The organism is Streptomyces sp. NPDC021019, assembly GCF_044333295.1.
In the GTDB taxonomy this organism is placed as follows: Bacteria; Actinomycetota; Actinomycetes; order Streptomycetales; family Streptomycetaceae; genus Streptomyces.
In genome coordinates, this window is sequence record NZ_JBIRQR010000002.1 from 309277 (window position 1) to 321713 (window position 12437).

General features: G+C 69.6%; 10 protein-coding genes. 1 reads left to right on the plus strand and 9 read right to left on the minus strand.

The annotated features are described in order from the left end of the window. The first annotated feature begins 194 nt into the window (after positions 1-194). Entirely contained in the window at positions 195-3338 is a 3144-nt protein-coding gene (ileS, locus tag ACH4RG_RS12330) for an isoleucine--tRNA ligase (protein ID WP_398539472.1), read from the plus strand. A 341-nt stretch (positions 3339-3679) separates the two neighbouring features. Here ileS and ACH4RG_RS12335 read toward each other — a convergent pair whose 3' ends face one another. From ACH4RG_RS12335 to ftsW, 9 genes are all read right to left on the minus strand, one after another. Next, a complete protein-coding gene (locus ACH4RG_RS12335) occupies positions 3680-4846 on the minus strand; it encodes a DivIVA domain-containing protein (RefSeq protein ID WP_397916382.1) in 1167 nt (388 codons plus the stop codon). A 49-nt stretch (positions 4847-4895) separates the two neighbouring features. After that, on the minus strand, positions 4896-5180 hold the full coding sequence (locus tag ACH4RG_RS12340) for a YggT family protein (RefSeq protein ID WP_006123846.1): 285 nt from the start codon (positions 5178-5180) through the stop codon (positions 4896-4898). A 92-nt stretch (positions 5181-5272) separates the two neighbouring features. Then, a complete protein-coding gene (locus tag ACH4RG_RS12345) occupies positions 5273-5896 on the minus strand; it encodes a cell division protein SepF (protein WP_397930510.1) in 624 nt (207 codons plus the stop codon). A gap of 125 nt (positions 5897-6021) precedes the next feature. Then, positions 6022-6741, minus strand: a complete 720-nt coding sequence (locus tag ACH4RG_RS12350) for a YggS family pyridoxal phosphate-dependent enzyme (RefSeq protein WP_397916384.1) — start codon at positions 6739-6741, stop codon at positions 6022-6024. Positions 6742-6747: 6 nt separating this feature from the next. Further along, the gene (gene pgeF, locus ACH4RG_RS12355) at positions 6748-7488 is read right to left on the minus strand and encodes a peptidoglycan editing factor PgeF (protein WP_397930504.1); all 741 of its coding nucleotides are present in this window, start codon (positions 7486-7488) and stop codon (positions 6748-6750) included. Next, entirely contained in the window at positions 7485-8708 is a 1224-nt protein-coding gene (gene ftsZ, locus ACH4RG_RS12360; RefSeq protein ID WP_397916386.1) for a cell division protein FtsZ, read from the minus strand. The genes pgeF and ftsZ overlap by 4 nt, the downstream gene beginning before the upstream one ends. 276 nt (positions 8709-8984) lie before the next feature. Next, a complete protein-coding gene (locus tag ACH4RG_RS12365; RefSeq protein WP_398539473.1) occupies positions 8985-9779 on the minus strand; it encodes a cell division protein FtsQ/DivIB in 795 nt (264 codons plus the stop codon). A gap of 62 nt (positions 9780-9841) precedes the next feature. Next, positions 9842-10930, minus strand: a complete 1089-nt coding sequence (gene murG / locus ACH4RG_RS12370; protein WP_007451369.1) for an undecaprenyldiphospho-muramoylpentapeptide beta-N-acetylglucosaminyltransferase — start codon at positions 10928-10930, stop codon at positions 9842-9844. Positions 10931-10936: 6 nt separating this feature from the next. Next, entirely contained in the window at positions 10937-12382 is a 1446-nt protein-coding gene (ftsW, locus tag ACH4RG_RS12375; RefSeq protein ID WP_397916388.1) for a putative lipid II flippase FtsW, read from the minus strand. Positions 12383-12437: the final 55 nt, after the last annotated feature.

Here is a 12437-nt window from a genome sequence, read left to right on the forward strand (position 1 = left end):
CCCCGGAGCCGCCGGAAGAACGCTTTGACCGATGGGCCCCGCCCACCGGCGCAAGGTCACTAGACCCGGCATCGCGACCCCAATGAGGGGGCCAAGGGCCTTGCGCCCGGGGCCAAGGAGGGTGGTACCGCGGGAGCCGAGACGCTCTCGTCCCTCCGACGGAAGTGGAAGACGTCCGCCGGAGGAAGCCGCACATGACATCGCCGCAGTACCGCCAGGTACCCGCCCAGGTCGACCTGCCCGCGCTCGAACACGCCGTGCTCGACTTCTGGCGCGAGAGCAAGGTCTTCGCCAAGAGCCTCGACCAGTCCGAGGGCCGCCCCGAGTGGGTCTTCTACGAGGGCCCGCCCACCGCCAACGGCATGCCGGGCGCCCACCACATCGAGGCCCGCGTCTTCAAGGACGTCTTCCCCCGCTTCCGCACCATGCAGGGCTACCACGTCGGCCGCAAGGCCGGCTGGGACTGCCACGGCCTGCCGGTCGAGCTCGCGGTGGAGAAGGAACTGGGCTTCAACGGCAAGAAGGACATCGAGGCGTTCGGCATCGCCGAGTTCAACGCCAAGTGCCGTGAGTCGGTGACCCGGCACACCGACGCGTTCGCCGAGCTCACGACCCGCATGGGCTACTGGGTCGACCTGGACGACGCGTACCGCACGATGGACCCGGAGTACGTGGACTCCGTGTGGTGGTCGCTCAAGGAGATCTTCAACAAGGACCTGCTGGTCCAGGACCACCGCGTCGCCCCCTGGTGCCCTCGCTGCGGCACCGGCCTGTCCGACCACGAACTGGCCCAGGGTTACGAGACGGTCGTCGACCCCTCGGTCTTCGTCCGCTTCCCTCTCACCTCCGGCCCGCTGGCCGGCGAGGCGGCCCTCCTGGTCTGGACGACCACCCCCTGGACCCTGGTCTCCAACACGGCGGTCGCCGCCCACCCGGAGGTCCGCTACGTCGTGGCGACCGACGGCGAGGAGAAGCTCGTCGTCGCCGAACCGCTCCTGGAGAAGGCCCTCGGCGAGGGCTGGGAGGTGACGGGCCAGTCGTTCACCGGCGCGGAGATGGAGCGCTGGAGCTATGAGCGCCCCTTCACCCTGGTCGACTTCCCCGCGGAAGCCCACTACGTGGTGAACGCCGAGTACGTGACGACCGAGGACGGTACGGGTCTGGTCCACCAGTCCCCCGCGTTCGGCGCCGACGACCTCGTGGTCTGCCGTGCGTACGGCCTCCCGGTGGTCAACCCGGTCCGCCCCGACGGCACGTTCGAGGAGGATCTCCCCCTGGTCGGCGGTGTCTTCTTCAAGAAGGCCGACGAGGCGCTCACCGCGGACCTGGACACCCGCAGCAAACTCTTCCGCCACGTCCCCTACGAGCACAGCTACCCGCACTGCTGGCGCTGCCACACGGCGCTGCTCTACTACGCGCAGCCCTCCTGGTACATCAGGACGACGGCGATCAAGGACCGGCTCCTCCAGGAGAACGAGAAGACCAACTGGTTCCCGGACTCGGTCAAGAACGGCCGCTTCGGAGACTGGCTGAACAACAACGTCGACTGGGCGCTCTCCCGTAACCGCTACTGGGGCACGCCGCTGCCGATCTGGCGCTGCGAGGACAACCACCTCACCTGCGTGGGCTCACGCGCGGAACTGACGGAACTGACGGGCACCGACCAGTCAGCCCTCGACCCGCACCGCCCGTTCATCGACGAGATCACCTTCACCTGCACGCGGGAGAACTGCCGGCTGGAGGCGTACCGCGTCCCGGAGGTCATCGACGCCTGGTACGACTCGGGTTCCATGCCGTTCGCGCAGTGGGGCTACCCGTACAAGAACAAGGAAGTCTTCGAGAGCCGCTACCCGGCGCAGTTCATCTCGGAGGCCATCGACCAGACCCGCGGCTGGTTCTACACGCTGATGGCGGTCGGCACCCTGGTCTTCGACAAGTCGAGCTACGAGAACGTCGTCTGCCTGGGCCACATCCTCGCCGAGGACGGCCGCAAGATGTCCAAGCACCTGGGCAACATCCTCCAGCCGATCCCGCTGATGGACCAGCACGGGGCGGACGCCGTGCGGTGGTTCATGGCGGCGGGCGGTTCCCCGTGGGCGGCACGGCGCGTGGGCCACGGCACGATCCAGGAGGTCGTCCGCAAGACGCTCCTCACCTACTGGAACACGGTCGCCTTCCAGGCCCTGTACGCGCGCACATCGGGCTGGGCGCCCTCCGAGGCCGACCCGGCCCCGGCGGACCGCACGGTCCTGGACCGCTGGCTGCTGAGCGAACTCAACGCGCTGGTCGACCAGATGACCGCCGCGATGGACGGCTACGACACCCAGCGCGCCGGCAAGCTGCTCTCGGCGTTCGTGGACGACCTCTCCAACTGGTACGTACGCCGCTCGCGCCGCCGCTTCTGGCAGGGCGACAAGGCGGCGCTGCGCACCCTGCACGAGGTCGTCGAGACGGTGACCCGGCTGATGGCCCCGCTGACCCCGTTCATCACCGAGCGGGTCTGGCAGGACCTGGTCGCTCCGGTGACCCCGGACGCCCCGGAATCGGTCCACCTGTCGACCTGGCCGAAGGCCGACCTGTCGGCGATCGACCCGGCACTCTCCACGCAGATGGCGCTGGTGCGCCGCCTGGTGGAGCTGGGCCGGGCCACGCGCGCCGAGTCGGGCGTGAAGACCCGTCAGCCGCTGTCGCGTGCGCTGGTGGCGGCGACGGGCTTCCCGGCCCTCTCCCCCGAACTGCGCGCCCAGATCACGGAGGAGCTGAACGTCACGTCGCTGGCCTCGCTCTCGGAGGTGGGCGGCTCCCTGGTCGACACGACGGCGAAGGCCAACTTCCGCGCTCTGGGCAAGCGGTTCGGCAAGGGCGTCCAGGCGGTGGCCAAGGCGGTGGCGAACACGGACGCGGCCGCGCTGTCCCTGGCCCTGCGCGAGGGCACGGCATCGGTGGAGGTGGACGGCGAGCAGATCACCCTCTCCCCCGACGAGGTCATCATCACGGAGACCCCGCGCGAGGGCTGGTCGGTCGCCTCGGACTCGGGGGCGACGGTCGCCCTGGACCTGGAGATCACCCCGGAACTGCGCCGCGCGGGCCTGGCCCGTGACGCGATCCGCCTGATCCAGGAGGCCCGCAAGAACAGCGGCCTGGACGTCGCGGACCGCATCGCCGTCCGCTGGACCTCGACGTCCCCGGCAACGGTGGAGGCGCTCACCGAGCACACCCCCCTGATCTCCGAGGAAGTACTCGCCCCGGACTACGCGGAGGGCGAGGCGGACGAGAGTTACGGCGAGGTGTTCGAGGACGAGGGCCTGGCACTGACGTTCCGCCTGCGGAAGCGGTAGCGGTAGCCCGCAGGATCAGAAGGGCCCGGCCGACACAAGTCGACCGGGCCCTTCGCTGTCCCCCTCAGGGGCTCCGCCCCCCAATCCCAGCCCGCCCGGCGCTTGAGGGCAAAGGGCCGGGGCAGGGCCTGCCCTCCAGCCCCTCCGGCGTTTGAGGAGCAGGGTCCGGGGCGGAGCCCCGGTTTCGGGAAGGGGCGGGTAGGGGAACAGGCCTGCCGCAGGCGCCCCACCCTCACCCGGCAAGGGCGGCCGAGCTCACGCCAGAGGGCCGGGCCCCGGGGAAACCCCGGGGCCCGGCCCTCTGCCTGCCGACGGCTACGCGCTCAGCGAGCGCGAACCGCTCAGTTGTCGTCCTCGTCGATCAGGAACCCACGCATCGGCGAGGGCGCCTGCTGCATCGGCTGCGGCGCCTGCGGCCGCACCGGCGCCATCGGCTGCGTCATCGCGGGCGACATCTGCTGCTGGCCACCGTAGGACGGCGCACCGCCCATCGTGGACGGGCCGCCACCCATCTGCTGGCCGCCGTGGCCACCGTGGTTGGAGCCGCCCATGGAGTGACCCATCGCACCCGCACCGGCCGGGGCCAGCGAGGGGGACGGCGGCAGCGAAGCGGCTGCCGGAGTCCGCGGCGGGGCGAGCGAGTCGTCCGCCTGGGTCTCCAGCTGACGCAGCTGGCTCTCCAGGTAGGACTTCAGCCGCGTGCGGTACTCGCGCTCGAAGCCACGCAGGTCCTCGACCTTGCGCTCCAGCGTCGCGCGGGCCGACTCCAGCGAGCCCATCGCCACGCGGTGCTTCTCCTGCGCGTCCCGCTCCAGAGCGTCGGCCTTGGCGCGCGCGTCGCGCTCCAGGCCCTCGGCACGGCTGCGCGCCTCGCCGACGATCTTGTTGGCCTCGGAACGGGCCTCCGCGATCGCCTGGTCGGCGGTCTGCTGTGCGAGCGAGAGGACACGCGCGGCGCTGTCGCCACCGGGGCCCTGCCCCTGCTGCTGCATCTGCGGCGGCTGCATCTGCTGCATCTGCTGCTGCTGGGGGTGCTGCCCCATGGGGCCGCCCTGCATCGGGCCACCCATGGGACCGCCCTGCATCGGGCCGGGGCCGTGCGGACCCTGCGGACCGGGACCATGGCCACCCTGGGGGCCGTGGCCACTGGGACCTGCGGGCAGCTGCGGCGCGCCACCGGGCAGCTGGGGCGGACCCATCTGCGGGGGCTGCTGCTGCTGCGGCGGTCCTGATATGGCGGCGGGAACGGGCGCACCCGGGCGATCCTGCTGCTCCGGAGGCTTGCGCATACCCTGCTGCTGTTGCTGCTGTTGCTGTTGCTGGTTCTGCGCGGCGGCACGCGTCGCGGCGGCCAGCTTGGCGCGCAGGTCCTCGTTCTCACGGAGCAGACGGGTCAGCTCCGATTCGACCTCGTCGAGAAAGGCATCGACCTCGTCCTCGTCATAGCCTTCTCGGAGGCGGACGGTCGTGAACTGCTTGTTCCGCACGTCCTCGGGGGTCAACGGCATCTCTTCTTCACCTCTACGTAGTCGTCGGCAGTCGGCAAGACCGTATCGCTCACAACCTGACCACAACGCTGATCAGGATGTAGACGATGATCATCAGAACGAAGAAGGACAGGTCGAGTGCCACGCCCCCGAGACGCAGCGGCGGAATGAACCGCCGCAGAAGCTTGAGCGGTGGATCGGTGACAGTGTAGGTGGCCTCAAGTACGACCACCATCGCCTTGCCGGGTTGCCATGAACGTGCGAACTGGAAGACATAGTCCATGACCAGCCGGAAGATCAGCACGATGAGGAAACACATCAGCGCGATATAGACCACATCCAGTGCGACGCCCATGTCCCGCGGTTCCCTCTCCCCTGGTCTCTCGTCAGCTCCGGCCTCGTGGCCGGCACCGGCCTCTCGGCCGGGTTGTTCCCGGTGTCGTGTTCTCAGCTCTGGTTGAAGAATCCGCCCTCTGCGATGCGGGCCTTGTCCTCCGCCGTGACATCGACGTTAGCAGGCGACAACAGGAACACCTTCTGCGTCACGCGTTCAATGCTGCCATGGAGACCGAAGACGAGTCCCGCGGCAAAGTCGACAAGTCGCTTCGCGTCCGTGTCGTCCATCTCCGTGAGATTCATGATCACCGGAGTGCCCTCACGGAAGTGTTCCCCGATGGTACGGGCCTCGTTGTAGGTCCTGGGGTGCAGCGTGGTGATGCGGTACGGCTCCCGCTCGGACACGACCTTGGGCATGATCACCGGTGCGTTCTTCTCCATGTTCGGGCGTTCAGGTGTGATGGATGCCACGGGGGCGATCCGGGCGGGTCGCACGCTTTCCGCGGGGAGCTGAACCGGCTCGCGCGGGGCGGGCGGTTGCACTACTCGTACCGGTTCGTCCCTTTCGCGCTCGCGTTCGCGTTCCACCTGGTGTGGGGGCTGATGCCGCCGCCGGTCACGCTCAGGCTCCGGCTCAGGTTCGAATTCGTCATCGGGGTCGAACCCCGGACCGTCGTACCCATCGTCCTCCACGAGGCCGAGGTAGACCGCCATCTTGCGCATCGCGCCGGCCATGCTCCGAGTCCTCCGCTCTGTGGTGGATCGGCATTCGTCACCAAGTGCCCGCGATCCACTGTGGTCTGCCCGCTGTGAGCGGTAATGACCATATTTTCTGCTGTGGTCCGACTTGCTTCGCGACGTTACCCGAGCCGGGGTCGGACTCCGAGTACCGCCGTACCGACGCGTACATGTGTCGCTCCGGCCGCCACCGCGTCCTCAAGGTCCCCGCTCATACCTGCGGAGACCATGTTCGCAGTCGGATGACCTGCGCGCAGGCGGGATGAGATTTCCATCAGCCGGTCGAACGCGGCCCGTTGCCGACCGGCGTACTCCCCGGCCAGCGGCGCCACGGTCATCAGCCCGTCGAGACGGAGCCCGTCGGCCGCGTCGATCGCGGCCGCCAACTCCTCGATCCCGTCCGGCGCGACACCACCGCGCTCACCGCGCTCACCACTCTCCGCGTCCAGGGCGACCTGGATCAGGCAACCGAGTTCACGCTCCCCGCGCACCGCGGCGGCGGAGAGAGCGGTGACCAGCTTGGCGCGGTCCACCGACTGCACGACATCGGCATAACTGGCCACAGAACGAACCTTGTTCGTCTGCAATTGTCCGACAAAGTGCCATGTCAGCGAAAGATCCCGACAAGCCGCGGCTTTAGGGGCGGCGTCCTGGTCGCGATTCTCCGCGACATGGCGCACGCCGAGTTCACGCAGGATCCGCACATCGCTCGCGGGGTAGGTCTTGGTGACCACGATCAGGGTCACTTCCTCGCGCTTCCGACCGGCCGCGGCGCAGGAGGAGACGATCCTTTCCTCCACCCGTGCCAGATTCGCGGCGAGTTCAGCCTTACGATCCGTCATGCCCTATCAGTCCAACCAGACATATCCGGCGAGCCGCCCGGTGGTGCGGTCGCGGCGGTACGAGAAGTGGTCGCCCGACTCCAGGGTGCAGTGCGGCGAGGAGTGCCGGTCCGTCACACCGAGGGCGCTGAGCTGGGCGTGGACTCCGCCGGTGACGTCGACCGCCGGGGTTCCCCAACTGGTCTCGGACCAGGTGCCGGGGACGGCGTCGGCGACCTCGGCCCGCATCGCCTCCGGCACTTCGTAGCACCGTCCGCAGACGGCCGGCCCGGTGTGCGCGGTGATCCGGGAGGGGTGTGCGCCGAGCGCGGCCATGGCCTCGACCACCGCCGGAACGACTCCGGCGACCAGTCCCGGCCGCCCGGCGTGCGCCGCCCCGACGACCCCGGCGACCGGGTCGGCGAGAAGAACGGGAGTGCAGTCGGCGGTGAGGACCGCGAGCGCCAGTCCGCGCCGGGCGGTGACCACCGCGTCCACGGCCGGAATCTCCGCGTCCGCACCCCAGGGTCCGTCCACCACCGCGACGTCCCGGCCGTGCACCTGGTTCATCCAGACGACGTGGGCCGGGTCGAGGCCGAGGCGTCCGGCCGCACGCTCCCGGTTCGCGCCGACGGCGGCGGGGTCGTCGCCGACCGCGCCGCCGAGGTTGAGCTCACCGTACGGAGCGGCGCTCACTCCGCCCCACCGGTCGGTGAAGGCGAAGTGAGCGCTGCCCGTGACGGGTTCCGCCCGGTGCTGGGCTATCACTTCAAGAAGTCCGGAACGTCCAGCTCTTCGGCCTGGGTGTCCTGGTAGGGACGGGCCGGCGGGACGTGCGGCGGCGAGACCGGCCCGAGCGCGCTCTCACTCGAGGCCGACGCGGGGGTGGGCTCGGCCGGAGCCGGGCTCTCCTCGCGCGGAGGCACGGAACCGAGTCCGCCCGTCGGGCGCGCGGACTCGGCGGAGGATCTGGCCGGGGCGGCCGGCTCCTCGCGCTTGTTGCTGTTCGCGCCGAGGACGTTCTCCCGGCGGGCCGGCGGCTGCCCGCCGTCGAAGCCCGCCGCGATCACGGTGACCCGCACCTCGTCGCCCAGGGCGTCGTCGATGACGGCGCCGAAGATGATGTTGGCCTCGGGGTGCGCGGCCTCGCTCACCAGTTGGGCGGCCTCGTTGATCTCGAAGAGACCGAGGTCGCTGCCGCCGGAGATGGAGAGGAGGACACCGCGGGCGCCGTCGATGGAGGCTTCCAGGAGCGGCGAGGAGATCGCCATCTCCGCCGCCGCCACCGCGCGGTCGTCGCCGCGCGCCGAGCCGATGCCCATGAGCGCCGATCCGGCCTCCGACATGACCGACTTGACGTCGGCGAAGTCGAGGTTGATCAGACCCGGGGTGGTGATGAGGTCGGTGATGCCCTGGACACCCGAGAGCAGCACCTGGTCGGCCGACTTGAACGCGTCGAGCACGCTGACCTGGCGGTCCGAGATGGACAGCAGGCGGTCGTTGGGAATGACGATGAGGGTGTCGACCTCTTCGCGGAGTTCGGCGATGCCGTCCTCCGCCTGGTTCGCGCGTCGCCGGCCCTCGAAGGTGAACGGGCGGGTGACCACGCCGATCGTCAGGGCGCCGAGCGAGCGCGCGATGTTGGCGACGACGGGTGCGCCGCCGGTGCCGGTGCCGCCGCCTTCTCCGGCGGTGACGAAGACCATGTCGGCCCCCTTGAGGACCTCCTCGATCTCCTCGCGGTGGTCCTCTGCCGCCTTACGACCGACGGCCGGGTTCGCCCCGGCGCCGAGGCCCCGGGTGAGTTCGCGGCCGACGTCGAGCTTGACGTCGGCGTCGCTCATCAACAGGGCCTGTGCGTCCGTGTTGATCGCGATGAACTCGACGCCCTTGAGACCGACCTCGATCATTCGGTTGATGGCATTGACACCACCGCCGCCGACACCGATGACCTTGATGACTGCGAGGTAGTTCTGCGGTGCTGCCACGTCGAAGGCCTCTCGCCTCGAGTTACGTGTCGTCGCTCTGCGGTAGCTCCGCGGCGACGACTGATGTCGATGGGGACGGTCCGAACGCCGACCCAAACCCTAACGTTGAAGTTTAGGGTTACCAGTGTGTCTGCTTCCTGGACTCTTCCGAACAGGACACTAAGTCGACAAGCGGCGCACGTTCAACGAACACGCCGAACCTCCCGTTTTTCTTTTCACCCTATGTGATCACCTGTAGCGCTGACCAACCAGGGTGCTGGCCAGCACAAATACCCGTCAACTCGCCGATACCGCCGGGGCGGTAGGAGCGCTTACGTCGAACTGTTCCGCTTTGGGCGCCGCTTTCATGAGTGCGGTGAGGACGCTCGCCTTCACGGCCCCGTCTTCACCACTCCCCCAGGTCACCACACGATCCCGGGTGAGCAGCAAGGAGATCGCGTCGTACGAGGTGACCCGTACCGCCTCGGTGTCCTCGGCCACACCTGCGGGAAGGTCGCCGGCGACCCGGACCGCTTCCCGCAACAGACCGTCACCGCCGAAGCGGCGAAGACTCGCGGACGGTTCGGGAGTCAGCTCCAGCAGGGGCACGCCCTTCGGCGCCTTGTCCACGGTGGCGAAGCGCACACCCTCGGCATCCACTTCCACGAACGCGCCGCCCTTTTCGACCAGCAGGACCGGCTTCCGTTCGGTCACCTTAAGGCCGATGCCGTCCGGCCAGGACCGAACGACATCAACTGTGTCGATACGAGGCAACTTCTGGCGCAACCGGCGCTCCATGGCACCGGTGTCCACGGAGACCAACGGGGCGCCGATCGGTGTGGCGGCAACCGCTTCCACTTCTTCGCGGGTCAGTACCTCGACGCCACTCGTGCTGACCTTCTCGACGCGGAGCCAGGAAGAGCCGTAGAGCACCCAGATCACGAACGCGGCGAGCAGGGCGACCACGACGCCGATCAGGATCAGCAGGGTGCGGCGGCTGATCCGGGGCCCCTCGGGGCCGCTGCGCTGCGGACCGGCGGAGGTGTCCGCCCGCTCGGGTGCGCCGCGCTGGGCGGTCGTCGGTCCGGCCACGCTCGCTCCTTCGACGGACCCGGGGCGCCCGCCCCGGGTCCGCACCGCATCGCGCCGGGCGCCTAGCGGCGCGCGGCAATCGCTTCGTACACCATGCCGACGAGCAGGTCGTCGGCGTCGCGCCGGCCGAACTCGGCCGCGGCGCGGGACATTTCGTACAGCCGGTGAGGGTCCGACAGTACCGGCAGGACGTTGCCCTGCACCCACTCCGGGGTGAGCGCCGCGTCGTCCACCAGCAGGCCGCCGCCGGCGTTGACCACCGGCTGGGCGTTGAGCCGCTGTTCGCCGTTGCCGATGGGCAGCGGGACGTAGGCGGCGGGGAGCCCGACGGCGGAGAGTTCGGCGACGGTCATCGCGCCCGCGCGGCAGAGCATCATGTCGGCCGCGGCGTACGCGAGGTCCATCCGGTCCACGTACGGTACCGGGATGTAGGGCGGCATCCCGGGCATGTTGTCGATGCGCGGCAATTCGTTCTTCGGGCCGACCACATGAAGGATCTGGATCCCGGAGCGCTGGAGCAGCGGCGCGACCCGCTGGACCACCTCGTTGAGGTGGCGCGCGCCCTGCGAGCCGCCGGAGACCAGCAGCGTGGGCAGGTTGGGGTCGAGGCCGAAGGAGGCGCGGGCCTCCGGGCGGACCCTCGCGCGGTCCAGGGTGGCGATGGTGCGGCGCAGCGGGATGCCGATGTAGCGGGCGCCGCGCAGCTTGCTGTCGGGGGTGGAGACGGCGACCCCGTGGGCGTACCGCGAACCGATCTTGTTGGCCAGGCCCGGGCGGGCGTTGGCCTCGTGGACCACGATCGGCACACCGGCCCGCTTGGCGGCCAGGTAGCCGGGCAGCGCGACGTAGCCGCCGAAGCCGACCACGCAGTCCGCCTTGGTGCGCTCCAGGATCTGCTCGGCGGCCTTGATGGTGCCGCGCAGCCGGCCCGGGACGGTGATCAGTTCGGGTGTGGGCTTACGGGGCAGTGGCACGGCGGGAATGAGCGCCAGCTCGTACCCCCGCTCGGGCACGAGCCTGGTCTCCAGTCCGCGTTCCGTGCCGAGGGCAGTGATTCCCACGGTCGGGTCCTGCCTGCGCAGGGCGTCTGCGAGGGCAAGCGCGGGCTCGATGTGTCCGGCGGTCCCCCCGCCGGCGAGTACGACATGCACCGAAATTCACCGCTCTCCGGACGGACGCTTCTTGACGCGCCGTCTCATCGTCTTCCATCTCACCCCGGGCTTCCGCATGGCCAGGGCCGCCTTGGCGGCTGGGTCCTCCCGTGCGAAGGCGATCATCAGCCCGACCGCGAACATCGTCGGCAGCAGGGCCGACCCCCCGTAGGAGAACAGCGGGAGCGGCACCCCGGCGATCGGCAACAGGCCGAGCACCGCACCGATGTTGATCACGGCCTGGGCCGTGATCCACGTGGTCACGCCTCCCGCGGCAAACCTCACGAAGGGGTCCTCCGTGCGTCCGGCCACGCGGATACCCGCATAGCCTAGAGCCGCGAACAGGGCGAGCACGGACAGCGTCCCCGCCAGCCCCAGCTCCTCGCCGGTGATGGCGAAGATGAAGTCGGTGTGAGGTTCCGGGAGTTGACCCCATTTTTCCACACTCGCACCCAGTCCGGAACCGAACCATCCGCCGGACGCCAGAGCATAGATCCCGTGTGCGGCCTGCCAGCAACCACCCTCCGGATCGGGTTCGCTCACGCCCATGCAGGCAAGCCGGGACATCCGGTTGGGACTGGTCCTGATCAGCAGGAACGCGATGACGGCGGCGAAGCCGAGCACCCCGGCGAACAGCCGGGTGGGAGCGCCCGCCAGCCAGAGCAGTCCGAACAGGATCGCCGTGAGAATGATCGCGGTTCCCATGTCGCCACCGAGCATGATCAGCCCGAGCAGCATGAAGGCGACCGGCACGAGCGGTACGAGCATGTGCTTCCACTGCGTCAGCAACCGCTTGTCCTGCTTGCGGGCCAGCAGGTCCGCCCCCCACAGGATGAGGGCCAGCTTGCCGAACTCGCTGGGCTGGAGCTGGAACGGGCCGCCCAGGTAGAGCCAGTTCTGGTTGCCGTTGACCGACATCCCTATCCCCGGCACCTGGACCAGGACCATCAGGAAGACGGTGACCATCAGTATCGGGTAGGCCAGCGCCCGGTGCAGTTTCGCCGGCATCCGGGCGGCGATCAGCATCAGCGTGCCGCCGATGACGGCGGCGAGGAACTGCTTGCCGAAGAAGTAGGTCGAGGGCTTGCTGATGTCCAGCGCCTTGATCATCGAGGCGGAGTAGACCATCACCAGGCCCAGCACGGTGATCAGGAGGCTGGAGCCGAGGATCACGTAGTAGGCGGTCAGGGGCCGGTCCCAGGCCCGTCGTGCCCGCTCGTAGGTACGGCGGGGTCCGCCGCCGCGCCCGGTGCGCGGGAGGCGGGATCCCGAGCCGCCGGGTCCGGAGCCGCGTGACTTCGCGGGGCGCCGGGCTCCGGTGGCGAGGCGCCCGCGCAGGGCGAGCCCGTCGGGCATCGGTACGCCGGAGGGGGCGGGCGTCGCGGTGAGGGGGCGGGGGACCGAGGCCCGTGCGCGGTCCCGCCGTACGGCGAATCTCTCGTCGGCCGGCATTGTCGCTGTCCCCTCCACTGCTCGTGCCCGGGGCCCGTGAACCCCGGGCGCGGAG